This is a genomic window from Variovorax sp. LG9.2 (assembly GCF_035018885.1).
Classification (GTDB): Bacteria; Pseudomonadota; Gammaproteobacteria; order Burkholderiales; family Burkholderiaceae_C; genus Variovorax.
Genome location: NZ_JASJXB010000015.1, coordinates 28937 through 44463, shown reverse-complemented (window position 1 = coordinate 44463; position 15527 = coordinate 28937). Strand labels below are relative to the sequence as shown.

At 66.2% G+C, this 15527-nt stretch carries 21 protein-coding genes; 7 read left to right on the top strand and 14 right to left on the bottom strand.

The genetic code is table 11. The annotated features are described in order from the left end of the window. Positions 1–39 precede the first annotated feature (39 nt). Entirely contained in the window at positions 40–807 is a 768-nt protein-coding gene (locus tag QN413_RS16205) for an SDR family oxidoreductase (RefSeq protein WP_323497612.1), read from the top strand. A 10-nt stretch (positions 808–817) separates the two neighbouring features. Here QN413_RS16205 and QN413_RS16200 read toward each other — a convergent pair whose 3' ends face one another. Next, the gene (locus QN413_RS16200; RefSeq protein WP_323497611.1) at positions 818–2158 is read right to left on the bottom strand and encodes an MFS family transporter; all 1341 of its coding nucleotides are present in this window, start codon (positions 2156–2158) and stop codon (positions 818–820) included. A 231-nt stretch (positions 2159–2389) separates the two neighbouring features. Here QN413_RS16200 and QN413_RS16195 point away from each other — a divergent pair, with 231 nt between their 5' ends. Together QN413_RS16195 and trxC are read left to right on the top strand one after the other, a co-directional pair. Beyond that, complete coding sequence (locus QN413_RS16195; protein ID WP_323497610.1) at positions 2390–2749, top strand: hypothetical protein; 360 nt, start codon at positions 2390–2392, stop codon at positions 2747–2749. Positions 2750–2754: 5 nt separating this feature from the next. Continuing rightward, positions 2755–3231 carry a thioredoxin TrxC gene (gene trxC / locus QN413_RS16190; protein WP_323497609.1) on the top strand — a complete coding sequence of 159 codons (477 nt, stop codon included), beginning with the start codon at positions 2755–2757 and terminating at the stop codon, positions 3229–3231. Here the strand turns inward: trxC and QN413_RS16185 are convergent. Beyond that, a complete protein-coding gene (locus QN413_RS16185; RefSeq protein WP_323497608.1) occupies positions 3228–3515 on the bottom strand; it encodes a cupin domain-containing protein in 288 nt (95 codons plus the stop codon). The genes trxC and QN413_RS16185 overlap by 4 nt on opposite strands. 11 nt (positions 3516–3526) lie before the next feature. Further along, positions 3527–4684, bottom strand: coding sequence for an alpha-hydroxy acid oxidase (locus tag QN413_RS16180; RefSeq protein ID WP_187052796.1), 1158 nt, complete (start codon positions 4682–4684; stop codon positions 3527–3529). Positions 4685–4782: 98 nt separating this feature from the next. On the opposite strand from QN413_RS16180, the gene QN413_RS16175 reads away from it, so the two are divergent. From QN413_RS16175 to QN413_RS16165, 3 genes are all read left to right on the top strand, one after another. Further along, positions 4783–5211 carry a nuclear transport factor 2 family protein gene (locus tag QN413_RS16175; protein ID WP_323497607.1) on the top strand — a complete coding sequence of 143 codons (429 nt, stop codon included), beginning with the start codon at positions 4783–4785 and terminating at the stop codon, positions 5209–5211. Positions 5212–5291: 80 nt separating this feature from the next. After that, entirely contained in the window at positions 5292–5735 is a 444-nt protein-coding gene (cynS, locus tag QN413_RS16170) for a cyanase (RefSeq protein ID WP_187052794.1), read from the top strand. Between the two features lie 99 nt (positions 5736–5834). Further along, positions 5835–6197, top strand: a complete 363-nt coding sequence (locus QN413_RS16165) for a hypothetical protein (RefSeq protein WP_323497606.1) — start codon at positions 5835–5837, stop codon at positions 6195–6197. A 128-nt stretch (positions 6198–6325) separates the two neighbouring features. Here QN413_RS16165 and cobF read toward each other — a convergent pair whose 3' ends face one another. The 5 genes from cobF to cbiE form a co-directional block, all read right to left on the bottom strand. Next, entirely contained in the window at positions 6326–7093 is a 768-nt protein-coding gene (gene cobF, locus QN413_RS16160; RefSeq protein WP_323497605.1) for a precorrin-6A synthase (deacetylating), read from the bottom strand. 16 nt (positions 7094–7109) lie between these two features. Continuing rightward, positions 7110–7796 carry an energy-coupling factor ABC transporter permease gene (locus tag QN413_RS16155; RefSeq protein ID WP_323497604.1) on the bottom strand — a complete coding sequence of 229 codons (687 nt, stop codon included), beginning with the start codon at positions 7794–7796 and terminating at the stop codon, positions 7110–7112. Between the two features lie 91 nt (positions 7797–7887). Then, on the bottom strand, positions 7888–8655 hold the full coding sequence (cobM, locus tag QN413_RS16150; RefSeq protein WP_323497603.1) for a precorrin-4 C(11)-methyltransferase: 768 nt from the start codon (positions 8653–8655) through the stop codon (positions 7888–7890). A gap of 3 nt (positions 8656–8658) precedes the next feature. Continuing rightward, positions 8659–9069, bottom strand: a complete 411-nt coding sequence (locus QN413_RS16145; protein WP_323497602.1) for a cobalamin biosynthesis protein — start codon at positions 9067–9069, stop codon at positions 8659–8661. Further along, positions 9066–10277 carry a precorrin-6y C5,15-methyltransferase (decarboxylating) subunit CbiE gene (gene cbiE, locus QN413_RS16140; protein WP_323497601.1) on the bottom strand — a complete coding sequence of 404 codons (1212 nt, stop codon included), beginning with the start codon at positions 10275–10277 and terminating at the stop codon, positions 9066–9068. Before cbiE ends, QN413_RS16145 begins: the two co-directional genes overlap by 4 nt. Here cbiE and QN413_RS16135 point away from each other — a divergent pair. Next, positions 10264–11064: a cobalt-precorrin-6A reductase gene (locus QN413_RS16135; protein ID WP_323497600.1), complete on the top strand. Its 801-nt coding sequence runs from the start codon at positions 10264–10266 to the stop codon at positions 11062–11064. The genes cbiE and QN413_RS16135 overlap by 14 nt on opposite strands. Here QN413_RS16135 and cobJ read toward each other — a convergent pair. The 6 genes from cobJ to QN413_RS16105 form a co-directional block, all read right to left on the bottom strand. Continuing rightward, entirely contained in the window at positions 11025–11843 is an 819-nt protein-coding gene (gene cobJ, locus QN413_RS16130) for a precorrin-3B C(17)-methyltransferase (RefSeq protein ID WP_323497599.1), read from the bottom strand. The two genes, QN413_RS16135 and cobJ, sit on opposite strands and share 40 nt — an antisense overlap. Then, complete coding sequence (locus QN413_RS16125; protein WP_323497598.1) at positions 11840–12571, bottom strand: precorrin-2 C(20)-methyltransferase; 732 nt, start codon at positions 12569–12571, stop codon at positions 11840–11842. The genes cobJ and QN413_RS16125 overlap by 4 nt, the downstream gene beginning before the upstream one ends. Continuing rightward, complete coding sequence (locus QN413_RS16120) at positions 12568–13197, bottom strand: precorrin-8X methylmutase (protein ID WP_323497597.1); 630 nt, start codon at positions 13195–13197, stop codon at positions 12568–12570. The genes QN413_RS16125 and QN413_RS16120 overlap by 4 nt, the downstream gene beginning before the upstream one ends. Further along, positions 13194–14321 carry a hypothetical protein gene (locus QN413_RS16115; protein ID WP_323497596.1) on the bottom strand — a complete coding sequence of 376 codons (1128 nt, stop codon included), beginning with the start codon at positions 14319–14321 and terminating at the stop codon, positions 13194–13196. Before QN413_RS16115 ends, QN413_RS16120 begins: the two co-directional genes overlap by 4 nt. Before the next feature lie 122 nt (positions 14322–14443). Beyond that, positions 14444–14890: a DUF1636 domain-containing protein gene (locus tag QN413_RS16110; RefSeq protein WP_323497595.1), complete on the bottom strand. Its 447-nt coding sequence runs from the start codon at positions 14888–14890 to the stop codon at positions 14444–14446. A 13-nt stretch (positions 14891–14903) separates the two neighbouring features. Continuing rightward, on the bottom strand, positions 14904–15458 hold the full coding sequence (locus tag QN413_RS16105; RefSeq protein ID WP_323497594.1) for a vWA domain-containing protein: 555 nt from the start codon (positions 15456–15458) through the stop codon (positions 14904–14906). Positions 15459–15527: the final 69 nt, after the last annotated feature.

Below are 15527 nucleotides of genomic sequence, written 5' to 3'. Positions count from 1 at the left end.
CGGCGATCGAAAATCGAGCCATACAGAAAGGCATATTTCATGGGCAATCGAAAAGTCTGCATCGTCACCGGCTCGTCGTCGGGCATCGGGGCTGCCACTGTGCGGCTCTACGCCGGGCACGGCTGGGACGTGGTCGTCAACTACTCGCGCGACCCGGCGCCAGCCGAGGCGGTCGCAGACGAATGCCGGGGACTCGGCGTCGATGCGCTGGTCGTCAAGGCCGATGTCTCGTCCGACGCCGATTGCCGGCGGCTGGCCAGCGAGGTCGATGCCCGCTTCGGTCGCGCCGACGTGCTGGTCAACAACGCCGGCACCACCAAGTTCGTCGCGCTGAAAGACCTCGACGGACTCGATGCAGAAGACTTCCAGCGGATCTACGCGGTCAACGTGATCGGCCCATACCAGATGAGCCGCGCACTGGTTTCGCTGTTGAAGCGCAACCCGGTGACCGGCATCGTCAACGTCTCGTCGATCGCGGGCCTGATGGGCACGGGATCATCGATCGCCTACATGGCGAGCAAGGGCGCACTGAATGCGATGACCGTGGGACTGGCGCGTGCGCTCGGCCCCGATATCCGCGTCAACGCGATCGCGCCGGGACTGGTCGAAACGCCGTGGCTGCAGAACGGGCTTGGCGCCGAACGCTATGCGCAGACGGTGCAGGGCTACAAGGCGCGCTCGGCACTCGATGCGGTGATGTCGCCGGAGGATGTCGCCGACGCGGCATGGTGGCTGGGCGCCGGCGCGGCCAAGACGACAGGCGAAGTGCTCTTGCTCGACGCCGGGCTGCGGCTCACCCGTGGTTGAGGTATGGGCGCTAGTGATCGTGGTGCAGGTAGCTCGCGGTGCGCGGCAGGCGCAGGCTCACGAAGAACGCGATGACCATCATCGTCGTCACGTACCAATAGAAGGCCGACTCGTGACCCAGTGACTTGAGACCTAGCGCAACATATTCGGCCGAACCGCCGAAGATCGCATTGGCCACGGCGTAAGCCAGGCCGACACCCAGCGCACGCACTTCAGGCGGGAACATCTCGGCCTTCACGATGCCGCTGATGGACGTGTAGAAGCTGACGATCGCCAGTGCCAGGATGATGAGCACGAAGGCCATCACCGGGCTTGTCACATGCTGCAGGCCGGTGAGGATGGGCACGGTGGCGAGCGCACCGAGCGCGCCGAAAAGCAGCATGTTGTTGCGTCGTCCGATGCGGTCGCTCAGCATGCCGAACAGCGGCTGCATGCACATGTAGACGAACAGCGCGCAGGTCATGATGTAGCTGGTCGTCTTGATCGGCAGATGCACCGTGTTCACCAGGTACTTCTGCATGTAGGTGGTGAATGTGTAGAAGATCAGCGAGCCGCCGGCCGTGTAGCCGAGCACGGTAAAAAACGCAGCCTTGTGGTTGCGGAAAAGGCCGGCCAGCGAGCCCGCGTCTCTATTGCCACGTGCCTCGGCGCTTTGCGTTTCTTTCAGCGTACGACGCAGCAGCAGTGCGATGACCGCGGTGATGGCGCCGATCGCAAAGGGAATGCGCCAGCCCCACGCCTTGAGTTCGGCCTCGCTAAGCAACTGCTCCAGGATCACCACCACCAACACCGCCAGCAACTGCCCGCCGATGAGCGTCACGTACTGAAACGAAGAGAAGAAGCCGCGCTGGCCCTTGAGCGCAATCTCGCTCATGTAGGTCGCTGTGGTGCCGTACTCGCCACCGACCGACAGCCCCTGGAACAGTCGTGCCACGAGCAACAGAAATGGAGCCCATGCGCCGATCTGCGCGTATGTCGGCAAGCATGCGATGGCGAGCGAGCCGGCGCACATCATCGTGACCGAGATCACCATCGAATTCTTGCGACCGTAGCGATCTGCCACGCGGCCAAAGAGCCAGCCGCCGATGGGCCGCATCAAGAAGCCCGCGGCGAACACGCCCGCGGTGTTCAGCAACTGTGCGGTCGGGTCCGCCTTGGGAAAGAACGATGGCGCGAAATAGAGCGCGCTGAAAGCGTAGACATAGAAGTCGAACCACTCGACCAGGTTGCCGGACGAGGCCGCCATGATCGCGAAGATGCGGTGGCGCTTTTCGGCGGCGGTGTAGTCGGGTTCGGTGTATGCGACGGGCTCGGTGGACCCCTTGAAAGCCGGCGGAATGGCGGTGCTCATGCTGCTTATTCTGTGCCGATCATGCGTGCGGCGCTGTCGGCGCGAAGCGCATTCCTCTCGCCGTCAGCATAGGTGGAACGTTCGGCGGACGCTGGCAGGGCGGTGGCGGTGGTCGGCGGGGCCGTTGAGCGTCGCCAACCTTGAAACCGTGTCGGCCATCGCCCCGGCACACTTCTTTTTGTCGGCGCTGGCGGGCCTTGTATTCGCTTGGCGCGACCCCAGTTTCGAATCATGAAAACCAGCCAGACCTTCACCACCAATGCCGTGCTCGTTGCCCAGCTGCTGGAGCGACTGGAGCACGGTGGACATCCCGATGCCGGGCAATACCGCCTCGTCGCCGAGCGGCTCGGCCAGGAGCTTTCGCGCATTGCCGATATCGACGCGCTCAACGCCGTGCTCGAAGCCCATCCGTCGGCTGCGGAGGTTTACGAGAACATGAACTACCAGCATGCCGGCCTGTCGCGCTCGCGGCTGGATGCATCGGTGGCTGCGGAATTGAAAGCGCGTGAGGCGATTGCCCGCGCGATGAAGCCGACGACAGCCGGCTCGGCACACGGCCCGGCCGAAGGCGGGACTTCAAGCGAGGGCTGATTTCCATGAGCGAGTCGCTTCACATCGTTTGCCCGCACTGCCACACCACCAACCGGGTTCGCAGCGATCAGCTCGCGAGCGCGCCCGATTGCGGGAGCTGCCACAAGGCGCTGTTCACGGCGCACTCGACAGCGCTGAACGAGTCCGCCTTCGACCGGCATGTCGCGCGCAACGACCTGCCGGTGCTCGTTGATTTTTGGGCGCCGTGGTGTGGGCCGTGCCGTCAGATGGCGCCTGCTTACGAGCAGGCCGCAGCGCAGCTGGAGCCGCGGGTGCGGCTGGCCAAGGTCGATACCGAAGCGGTGCCCGCTCTGGGGTCGCGCTTCAACATTCGCAGTATCCCGACGCTGGCACTGTTCGTCGGTGGACGCGAGGTGGCGCGGCAGGCCGGCGCGATGGGCGCGGCCGATATCGTGCGATGGGTGCAGGCGAATACACCTGCAGCACCTGCAGCACCTGCAGCACCTGCTTCGGCTACTTAAGCTACAGCGTGACGGCGTGCGGCCCAGTAGGTCGCGCCTTCTACGCCATAGCGCTCCGAGTGCGGCGTGCCGTATTCCAGCGCAAAGGTGTCGCCGGCCAACAGATGGCGCGTGTCGTCGCCGACCTTCAGCCACATCTCGCCTTGCACCACCAGCGCTTCGACGCTGAACGGATGTGTGTGCAGGTCGACCGTCTGGGCGGCGTCCCAGACCCGCGGCGCGACCTCGTCGAAGCCCTTGGCGAGGGCATCGACTTCGAATTGCTGAAACGTAGGAAGGCTCATGGTGTTCTCCATCAGAAAGTGCCGGGTAGCAGGATGCTCGAATCGACCTGGTCGATCTGCGTTCGCCCGCAAAACGCCATCGTGATGTCGAGCTCGCGGTGCAGGATTTCGAGCGCGCGGGTCACGCCGGCTTCACCGTAGGCACCGAGCGCGTACAGAAAACTCCGGCCGATCATGGTGCCGCGAGCGCCCAGCGCACGCGCCTTGAGCACGTCCTGGCCGCTGCGAATGCCGCCGTCCATCCACACCTCGATCTCGGTCCCGACCGCTTCCGCGATGGCCGGCAGCGCCTCGATGGACGACTGCGCGCCGTCGAGCTGACGGCCGCCATGGTTGCTGACGATCAGCGCATCGGCGCCGCTCGACGCCGCCAGCCGCGCGTCTTCGACATCCATGATCCCTTTCAGGATCAGCTTGCCGCCCCATAGCTTCTTGATCCACTCGACATCGGCCCAGCTGAGCGTCGGGTCGAACTGCTCGGCCGTCCATGACGACAGCGACGACAGATCGCCGACGTTCTTCGCGTGGCCAACGATGTTGCCGAAGCTGCGGCGCTTGGTGCCCAGCATGCCCATGCACCAGCCCGGCTTGGTCGCGAGGTTGATGAGGTTGGCGAGGGTCGGCTTGGGCGGCGCGGTCAGGCCGTTTTTGATGTCCTTGTGGCGCTGGCCCAGCACCTGCAGGTCGAGCGTCAGTTGCAGCGCGGAGCAGTTGGCCGCCCTGGCGCGTTCGATCAGCCGCTCGATGAAGTCGCGGTCTTTCATGACGTAGAGCTGGAACCAGAACGGATGCCGGTCGGTGCTCTCGGCGATGTCCTCGAGCGAGCAGATGCTCATGGTCGACAGCGTGAACGGAATACCGAAAGCCTTGGCCGCCTTGGCGCCGAGGATCTCGCCGTCGGCGTGCTGCATGCCGGTCATGCCCGTGGGGGCGATGGCGACAGGCATCGACACCGGCTGGCCGATCATGGTGGTGGCGGTCGAGCGGCCTTCCATGTTGACGGCCACGCGCTGGCGCAGCTTGATCTTCTGGAAGTCGCTTTCGTTGGCGCGGTAGGTGCCTTCGGTCCATGAGCCCGAGTCGGCGTAGTCGTAGAACATGCGCGGCACGCGCCGCTTGGCGATCACTCGCAGGTCTTCGATGGTGGTGATCTTGGAAAGGTCGAGCACGTGTGGGTTTCCTTCGGCGTTTGTCTCTTTTTCGCCGTCATTCATTATCATGGCTCGGCCGTTGTCCCGCCTTGCAACACCCCGACTGAAAGCCGTTCATGGAAGCCATCTCCCGCCCGCCGCTGCCGCCGTTCACCCTTGAATCGGCCCGCCAGAAAGTGCAAGCCGCCGAAGACGGATGGAACACGCGCGACCCGGTCCGCGTGAGCCTCGCCTACACGCCCGACACCGAATGGCGCAACCGCGCCGACTTCCTCACCGGGCGCGAGAAGGTCGTCGAGTTTCTGACGCGCAAGTGGGCACGCGAACTCGACTACCGCCTGAAGAAAGAGCTCTGGGCCTTTACCGACAACCGCATCGCGGTCCGCTTCGAATACGAGTGGCACGACGACAGCGGCGACTGGTTTCGCAGTCACGGCAACGAAAACTGGGAGTTCGCGGAGAACGGATTGATGCACCGGCGCTTCGCCAGCATCAACGACCAGCCGATCAAGGCCGAAGACCGCAAGTTTCTCTGGGCTCGCTAGCAAGCGTCGATCGGCACGGCAGTTGCTTGCGCGAACCTCTGTCTGCATCTGTATCTCAACCCATCCCAAAAGTAACCTTTATGAACCGCAACGACATCACTGAGAAGATCATCACCGTCAAAGTGTCCAAGGGCATTCAGTGGGCCGATGTGGCCCAGAAGGTCGGCCTGTCGAAAGAATGGACCACTGCCGCCTGCCTCGGCCAGATGACGCTCGACGCACAACAGGCCGCGACGGTCGGCGAAATCTTCGGGCTTACGGAGGAAGAGCAGAAGTGGCTGCAGGTCGTGCCCTACAAGGGGTCGCTGCCAACCGCCGTGCCGACCGATCCGCTCATCTACCGCTGGTACGAAATGGTCAACGTGTACGGCACCACCATCAAGGAACTCATCCACGAAGAGTTCGGCGACGGCATCATGAGCGCGATCGACTTCAGCATGAACATCCAGCGCCAGGGCGACCCGAAGGGCGACCGGGTGAACGTGGTGTTGTCGGGCAAGTTCTTGCCTTACAAGACGTATTAGAAGCCTCGAGAGATCAGTGCCTGAGGCCGCATGGCCTCGCTCGGCAGACTTGGATTCATGCTTGAGTCGATAGGATCGCCGCACCCCCTCAAAGCCAACATGACCAAGCGAAACACCGAAAAGATCCTGCGTACCTACGGCTTCTGGATCCTGTCGTCGCTGCGCGATGAGTGCCGCGAGTTCCTCGAAGCAACGACGCTGAAAGAATTGATCGGGAGTCCGGGCAATCTAAGGTCGGTGGCACTGTTTCGCGATCAGGAGGACGGGACGGTCGAAGTGGTCATCATGGCGTTGTGGGACTCGATGGACAGCGTCAAGGCATTCCTTGGCAAGCAGGACTTGCGCAAGCCCAGGATCGACGCGACGATCGACGCCAAGCTTTTCGACCGCGAGCCCTATGTGCGGCAGTACTCGCTCTCCGACCCGGACGCGCTCGCGCTGATCCCGCCGAGTTGGCGGTAGGGCGCAGTTCGCTCTCAGCAGCCAAACGGCGCCCAAGAACGAAGGTCGTTGGAACTTCTGCAAATAGCTCGCAGATGTGCGAGAAGTGGCTCTGACCCGTTGCATGGCCACTGTCTGCTGCAGACATCTCACTCGCGTCGCAGCAGGTAAATGTCCATGATCCACCCATGTTCGACGCGCGCCTCGGCACGGGCCGTCAAAATGCGCGGCCCGGTACTGGCCAGCGGACCGGCCAGCAGCAACTCGTGCGGCATGCCGAGATAGGCGGCCCAGTAGATGTGCAGACGCTCCGGAGCCAAGGTCTGGAAGGCGCAGGCGCCGTCGAGCATCACCACGACAGTCTCCAGGCCGACCGGCCAGCCGCCTTCGCGCAGCTGACGCCCAGTCGTGATCAGCACCGGGCCGCCCAGCGTGTTGAGCGGGATGGCGTGCGCAGCGGTCAGCAATTGCAGGCTGCTCAGGCCAGGGATCACTTCGACGCGAAGTGCCATGCCGGCGGCCTTCAGTTGCCCGGCGATGCGAAGACTGGAGTCGTACAGCGAGGGGTCGCCCCAAACGAGCAGGGCGACACGGCCGCCCTGTGGCCGGTGGGCGGCAATCTCGCGCGCCCACGTCGCGGCAATGGCCGCGTGCCAGTCGTGCACGCCGTCGAGGTAGCGTGGCGTGGCGCTGTCGCGCACCGGCAGATCGAATTCCACCAGCCGGGCCGGGCCATCGAGATGCGTTGCACAGATCGTGCGGCGGAGTTCAGCCAGATCGGCCTTGTCGGCGCCCTTGCGCGGAATCAGGATCAGGTCGGCCCGGTTGAGGGCACCGATGGCCTGGAGCGTCAGGTGCTCGGGATTGCCGGTGCCGATGCCGATCAACATCAGCTCGATCAGCGGCGCGGCAGGCATCGGCACCTTGCGTGGCTCAAGCAGCGTGGTGCAGACGATGTGTCAGCAGCACCGACCCACGCGCGCCGGAGCGAGCGCGCAGCCATTTGGCGGCGGCCAGCACGCCGAGATCGATCAGCGGCTCCAGCAGCACGACGCTCATGTACGCGGCGCCGAAGCTGCCGACGCTTTGCAAGGTTTCAGCGCCGATGCCACGACCATAGAGGGTCCAGAAGGCCACCCACGCGACGATGCCGCCCTGGAACACCACCGACATCTTGAGCACGTGCGCGTAGCCAAGATCGACATAGGCCAGCTTGGCCGGCAACACCCGCTTGGCCACTGCCTGCATGGCGAAGAGCGCGGCCAGCAGCGTGGTGACGTTCATGCCATATTGCGCCAGGTCTTGCGGCTCGAAGAACAAGCTTTGCAGTGCCAGCCCTGCGGCCAGACCGATGGCAGTGGGCGCAGCGCCCAGAATCAGGAACAGCGACGAGCCGAGGATCAGATGGACCTCGGACACGCCGACAGGCACGTGCGGGAACACTTCGAAGAAGACGAACACAAGCACTGCGGCGATCACACTGCGCAGCAGCAGTGAGAGCGCTCCTTCCTGGCGAACGTGGTCGAGCGACAGCTTGGCGGCATAGAACGCGCAGGCGCTCGCTGTGACGTAAGACAGCACGATCTTGCTGCTGTCGACGATTCCGGGTTCCATGTGCATGGCTAGGATTCCTTGGGGTTGAGTGCGGCATTTGGCGCCGCGAGAGGTGGAAAAAAATGAAAACAGAGCGGGCGGGCATAAGACCTTGCGGTCAGCCCGCTCCGGCTGCTGATGGCCGGAATCTTCGGTCGTAGTCGGTCGCATACAGCCGGCTGTCACTGAAGCCTTCGGCCGCCAGCGCAGGCCCGACCAGGATCAGTGCGGTGCGCTCCACACCCTCGCCCATGGCGGCCTCGATGGTGGCCAGCGTTGCGCGAAAGATCTGTTCATCGGGCCAACTGGCACGGTAGACCACGGCGACCGGGCAGGCAGCGCCGTAGAACGGCGTCAGTTCGGCGACCACTTCGGCCAGCTTGTGGATCGACAGGTGCAAGGCCAGCGTGGCACCGGTAGCGGCAAAGTTGGCCAGGCTTTCGCCGGCTGGCATCGGCGAGGCCCGGCCCGATGTGCGCGTCAGCACCACCGATTGCGCCAGCCCTGGCAGCGTGAGTTCGGCACCCAGTGCGGCCGCGGCGGCCGCAAACGATGGCACGCCGGGTGTCACGGTGTACGGGATGCCAGCCGCGCGCAACCGGCGCAGTTGCTCGCCCATGGCCGACCACACCGACAGGTCGCCTGAATGCAGCCGCGCTACATCGTGCCCGGCGGCGTCGGCGGCCACGAACTCGGCGACGATTGCATCGAGGTCGAGCGGCGCGGTATTGACGATGCGCGCTCCGGGCGGACAGTGCGCCAGGATTTCTTCGGGCACCAGCGAGCCGGCATAAAGACAAACCGGACAACGGTTGATCAGGTCGCGTCCGCGCAGGGTCAGCAGGTCGGGTGCACCGGGGCCGGCGCCGATGAAATGGATGGTCATGAGTCAGGTTTTCCGTTGTGGGGCCAGCGCAGCGATGGCGCAGGTGGCGAGGCGATCGGTCGACACGACGCGCGGGTGCAACAGCATGGCGCCCGGACCGCCGTGCATCAGGGCAGCGGCCAGTGCCGCGGCCTCGGCGGTGCTGCCGCTGCCGCGCAGCGCGCGGACTGTGGCGCTGTCGGTCAAGGTCGGTGTGCTGTTGAGTTGCGTCGCACCGACGGCATGCACGGGCAGGCCCAGTTCGTCGGCCAATGCGCGCAGGCTCAGTGCTTCAGCCTTGTCATGCGCTACGGCGATCAGCGCGATAGAGCGCAACGGCATCACACGAGGCATGGCTGAAATCGCTTGGGCCAGCGCATCTCGCAGCGACGCCAGCGTTGCGCCGTGTCGAAATCCAAATCCGGCCACCGTCATCGCGTGGCACTCCACTGCACCACCGGGTACGCGGCACGCCATCCGCGCCGCGTGCCCAGTGGCGCGGCCTCGGCCAGTTCGATGCGCAGCAGGCTGCCGCCGGCGCGCGCGTGCCAATGGCCCAACAGTGCTTCGGATTCAAGTGTCACGGCATGGGCCACCACACGGCAGCCTGCAGGCAACAGGTTCCACAGCGCCGTCAGCAACTCGTCGCTCAGACCACCGCCGATGAACACCGCATCGGGCGACGCCAGGTCCGTCATGACGTCGGGTGCGCGTCCCGTTACCAGCACCAATCGGTCGACGCCCAAGCGGTCGGCGTTGCCGCGCAGTCGGGCGGCGCGCTCTGGGTCGGCCTCGACAGCTACAGCCTCGCACCGGGGGTGCGCCAGCAGCCATTCGATGGCGATGGAACCCGACCCGGCACCGATGTCCCACAGTCGCTCACCCGGGCGCGGTGCCAGCGCGCACAGTGCCAAGGCACGCATCCTTTGCTTCGTGATCTGGCCATCGTGCGCAAACACACTGTCGGGCAGGCCGGCGCTGCGCGGCAGGGCCAGGCCGGTGCCAGCCACCTCCAGCGCCACGGCCACCGGATGACTCACATCGGTCAGATTGAAGTCGCAGGCGATCACGTCGCGCCGCTGCTCACGCGGGCCACCCAAGGCTTCGAGCACGCTCATGAGACTGTCACCGAAATCGTTATCGACCAGGTAGCGCGCCAGCTCTGCGACAGCGGTCCCGTCGCGCAACAGCAGCACCAACCGTGCGCCCGGGCACAGATGGGGGCGCAGGCGGGTCAGCGGCGCCGCGTGCAGGCCAAGGCAGGTCACGAGTTCCAGCGCCCAGCCCAGACGCGAGGCAGCCAGACCGAAGGTCGATACGGCGGGCAAGGCATGCCATTCGTACGCGCCAAGATGGCGCGTCACCGAGCTGCCCGCGCCAAACCAGAACGGATCACCGGAGGCCAGCATCACCACGCGGCGCCCCCGCTGCGCCAGCAGCATCGGGATGCCCTCGGCAAAGGGCACCGGCCATTCGAGCCGCTCCGCGCGCAGAGTGGGCAACAACGCCAGATGGCGCGCGCTGCCGGCCACCAGTTCGGCCTCGTCGAGGGCCGCACGGCTGGCCGGCGGCAGGCCCTGCCAGCCGTCTTCGCCCAACCCGATAATTGTCAGCCACGGTGCTTTTTTGATGACTTCAACCACGCGCAATATCCTCATCCTCGGCGGTACGCTGGAAGCGAGCGCAATGGCGTCGGCGCTGGCCGAACGTGGCGAGCGCGCCGTGTTGTCGTATGCCGGCCGGGTGGCCCAGCCCAGGGCACAGCCGGTTGCGGTGCGCGTCGGCGGCTTCGGCGGCGTCCCCGGCCTGGTGCGCTATCTGCAGGCCATGCAAGTGACGCACTTGGTGGATGCCACGCACCCCTTCGCTGCGCGCATGAGTGCCAATGCCGTCGCCGCCTGCGCGCAGGCCGGCGTTCCGTTGCTGGCGCTGACACGCGACGCCTGGCAGCCCGGCCCCGGCGACCGCTGGCAGCCGGTCGCCGATCTGCCGGCGGCCGTTGCGGCGCTGGGTGGTCCGCCGCAGCGCGTCCTGCTGGCCTTGGGCCGCATGCATCTGAACGTTTTCGCAGCGCAACCACAGCATCACTACATCCTGCGGCTGGTCGATCCCCCCGAGCAGCCGCCACCGTTGCCGCACCACACCGTCGTGATCTCGCGTGGCCCGTTCGACGTGGCGGGCGACATCGCACTGCTGCGCGATCACCAGGTCGAACTCATCGTCTGCAAGAACGCTGGAGGCAGCGGCGCGCAGGCCAAGCTGCATGCGGCTCACGAGTTGGGCCTGCCCGTGCTGATGGTGGCGCGGCCGTGGCTGCCGGCCCGGCACGAGGTCACCCAGGTGGCCGAGGTGTTGCAATGGCTCTGGCATGGGGAGCGCGGTGTGCAGCTTCATGCAGCCACCTCGCGCGGCGCCGAACGCGGCGTGTAGACCCAGGGCTGGCCGTCACGGGCGATGACGCGCGTCAGGCTGGAACCGACGATGACCACGGTGCGCATGTCGGCCATCTCCGGCAAGGCGTCTTGCAGTGCGATAACGCGCACGGTCTCGTCGGGGGTGGACACGGCGCGGGCAAAGATCACCGGGCGGTCCGGGCTTCCGGCCGCAGCGCAAGCCTCGCGCAGCACTGCCAGCGTGCGGACAAAGCCCTCGGGTCGTGAGACCGAGCGCGGGTTGTAGAAGGCCATCGCGAAGTCGGCCTGCACGGCAAGTCGCAACCGGTGTTCGATCAGCGCCCAAGGCTTCAGGTTGTCGGACAGGTTGATGGCGCAGAAGTCGTGACCCAGCGGGGCGCCGGCACGTGCCGCGGCCGCCAGCATCGCCGTGATGCCGGGCAGCACCCGCACGTCCAGTCGGCGCCACTCGGCCGGACCCGCTTCGACAGCCTCGAACACAGCCGATGCCATGGCGAACACGCCCGGGTCGCCTGAGGACACCACGACCACGCGCCGGCCTGACGCGGCCATCTGCAAGGCATGTGTGGCACGGTCCAGCTCGACCCGGTTGTCGCTGGCATGCAGCGTCAGCCCTACGCGCGGCGCCACCCGAGCCACGTAAGGGATGTAGCCCACCACGTCGGTGGCATCGACCAGCGCAGCGCTCACTTCCGGCGTCACCCAGTGGTCGGCACCCGGCCCGAGCCCGGCGACGACCAGCCAGCCCGCCGCATTCGCCATCACGGCATGACCGCTCATGGCGTGGTCACTCATGGCCGGCGCCCCTGCCCATGCACCAACACGATCGAAAAGTAAGGCGTGATGCGCCCTTCGACTTCGACCAGCCGCACCACCTTCTGGCCCGGCATGGTGGCGTATTCGACCAGCCAGGCGTCGTCCAATCGGCCGGCCGTGGCGAGTGCGCGGCGCACCTTGTCGATGTGGCGCCCGATCTTCATCACCACCAGCGCGTCGCTGTCGGCCATGTGGCGCACCAGTTTGGCCTCCGGCAGCGTGCCCATCAGGACAGTCAGCACATCGTCGCCCCAGGTGATGGGCTGGCCGGTGGCGGTCCAGGCGCCCGACATGCCGGTGATGGCCGGCACCACCTGCACCGGGTGCGTGCCGACCAGCCGGGTGTACAGGTGCATGAAGGAGCCGTAGAAAAACGGATCGCCTTCGCACAGCACCACCACGTCGTGACCGGCGTCGGAGAGCGCGCGCAGGTGCGCCGCGCAGTCGGCATAGAAGGCGGACAGGGCCCGGTTGTAGGCCGGGTCTTCCAGCGCAATCTCGGTGGTGACCGGGTACTCCATCGCGTGTTCCACCACGCCGTCGGGCAACAGGCCCTCGACGATGCGGCGCGCCTGACCGGGCCGGCCGGCCTTGCGAAAGAACGCCACGTGGGTCGCGCTGCACAGCAGACGGTGCGCGCGCACGGTCATCAGGTCCGGCTCGCCCGGGCCCAGGCCCAGTCCGTAGAGGGTGCCGCGTGCGCTCATTCCAGACGACTCCCGAGCGCATTGATGGCCGCCACCGTGATGGCGCTGCCGCCCAGGCGGCCGACCACGATGCAGCAGGGGACAGGTTGTTCGGCCCACAACGCATCCTTCGATTCCGCCGCGCCGATGAAACCGACCGGACAGCCGATGATGGCCGCAGGTCGTGGGCAGGTCGGGTCCTGCAACATGTTGAGCAGATGGAACAAGGCCGTCGGGGCATTGCCAATCGCCACCACGGCGCCCTGCAGGTGAGGCCGCCAGAGCTCCAGCGCCGCGGCGGAGCGGGTGGTCGACATGGCTTGCGCCATCCCGGGCACGGCCGGATCGTGCAAGGTGCACAGCACGTCGTTGCCGCCGGGCAGGCGCGAGCGGGTCACGCCCTCGCTGACCATGCGCGCATCGCACAGGATCGGCGCGCCCGCCGCCAGCGCCGACCGCGCCGCGTGCACGAAGCCAGACGAGAAGCGCAGCATCGCTTCAAGCCCGATCAGGCCCGCTGCGTGAATCATGCGCACCGCTATCGGCTCGTCGTCGGCATCGAAGCGTGCGAGGTCGGCCTCGGCGCGGATCATGGCAAAGGAACGGCGATAGATCTCGGCGCCGTTGGTTTCAAAGCTGTGGTTCAAGGGGCTCCAATGCACAGGCGCAAGTTTTCAGGAGACAGCCCAGTTTGCGCAGGCGCGTCCCCGGCGCGGCCATTGCGCACCAGGTCGAAGGTCCCGCTGCGGCCGACCAGCGTCAAGTCGGCGGCACCGGAACGAGCGCACCCTTTGGCGCAGCCGGACACGTGCAGGCTGCGTGGTGCCTCAGGGCTGTCAGTGAGCAGTTGCCGAGCGAGTGAAAGGGCGAGGGCGCGCGTCGCCACCGTGGCCGACGCACACGCCGGAGCACCGGGACAGGCGTCCACGCGCAGCAGGGGATCGTCAGCCACCGTGATGAATGCGGTCGATTCCCGCCACTCGCCTCCTTCCAGAATCAGGCCGCGTTGCGACGTCAAGCGCAGGGCGACGGCACCGCTGTCTTGCAGCAAGTGGCCCAGCGCAGTCGCCGCAATTTGACCAAAGGCCACGCCGTAGACCGGTCCGAGCTGCGACATGCCAGGCCTCGGCAGCGCGGCCGAAGGGGCCGCGGTGTCGAGCGGCGCGTCTCCACGGGGCACTGCGCACACCTGCTGAAGCCCGCGCATGCGTCTCGATGGTGGCGCCACGGACCCCGCAGTTGCCGCAAACCAAACGGCCATCGCGAGTGCCATTGCAACAGCTTCCGCTACGTCGTCTCGCGGTACCAGATGGCCGGCCGCAGCACCATCGGCGCGGACGATGAGTCCGCCCGAGCGGGCACGCTCGATGCGGATGTCAGCCGAGGCCTCCGTCAACACTGGTGCCGGCCCCGCATCCACGGCAAAACCGAATTTGGAGGGCAAGGCTGGCAACTCACCCAGACGCGCCAGCAGTGCACTGGCGATGCGTTGCGTGTCATCGCCGGCCTGCCAGCAGGGCGCGACCAGAACGGCGGGCCAGGCTTCGTGTGTGGCGTCGACATCGACCAGCCCCAACCTGCAAAGCGCCTCCACCACGGCGTCGTGGTCTTCTGGCCGGACACCGCGAAGTTGCAGATTGGCACGGTGAGTCAGGTCGATCATTCCCGAGCCCAGGCTTTGCGCAAGCTCGCACAGCCCCAGCGCCTGATCGCGCGTCATTCTTGCCAGTGGCGGCCGCACCCGCAGCAACAGCCCATCGCCCGAGGCCATGGCGCGATGCGCACCAGGGCACCAGCCTTTGGCTTGAGGACGCACACCAGAAGACCCCGGAACGCTGGCCGGTTCCGAAGGCGTTGCCATCGGGAGCATGACGCGGATCGAAGCCATCAGCGTCAGGCCACCGCAGCCATTGCTGCAACGACTTCCACTGCGGTTGGCAACGACGTCATCAGCGGAGGCAACTTGCCCAGGATGCCACCGCGTAGCCGCTCCGGGCGCTGGCTGCGCAGCAAGGCGCCGTCGGCGTTGTCTGCGTGCAGCTGTCCGCAAGCCAAGACTTGCGCGGCAGTTTCGATATCGGCGACGAGGTCTCCGAAATAGTAGGTGGGTTTGCCTGCTGCCTGGAATGCGACGGTGCAGGCCCTTTCGCAACCGCTCATGCAGGCAATGCCGCGCACATGGATGCCGGCCCGTCGTGCCTCGTGTTGCAGCGCCAGCACGGCGTCGAACAGGATCGTTCCGGCAGCGGGCAACTCGCGTGAAGCGCCGGCAGGTCGGCAGGTCGTGCAGATAACGATTTCAGTAGCCTGCGCAGGGGGAACTTCAAGGGGCATGGTCATCGGTATTCAGGGTTCAGGTAGGCCGGCTGGCAAGACGATGTTCGACGCCCCAGCGCAACGCCCAAGCGGTACAGCGGCCGATGGAGCTCGCAGGTTCGTCGAAGTCAACGATCACGACACGCCCGGCGAGTTGCGGTGCGACCGGCTGTTCCAGCGTGCGGCCATCGGTCAGCAGCCACAGCCAGGTTTCGGACGGGCCATTGCGACGCTGCGCGAGACGCAGCAGCTGGTCGGACTCGGCCAGAGCATGCGTCAGCGGAGTGCCCCCGCCACCGCCCAGCGGTCGAAGCTTCGCGCGGCCGGAGGCGCGGGCCGGCCCGGGTGGCAGCTGCAACGCCACGCCCTGACCGCCGAAGCACAGCAGTGCCACGTGGTCGCCAACGCGGGCGGCCTGCTCGATCAGCCACTGCGCATGTCCTTTGGCCAGCGCAAGGCGCCCACGCTGGCGCATCGAGCCAGAGGTGTCGAGCACGATGAGGTGCAACCTGGCGTGCTTCACCAGCCGCTCGGCATAGCGCAGGTGGAGACTCTGGAGCGGCTGTGGGCCTTTGGCCAGCAACGTAGGCAACCACGCAACAGGGCCACGCGCCAAGCCCTCGACGGGCTGCCTTGGCGCATGGAGCGTCGATGAGGGATG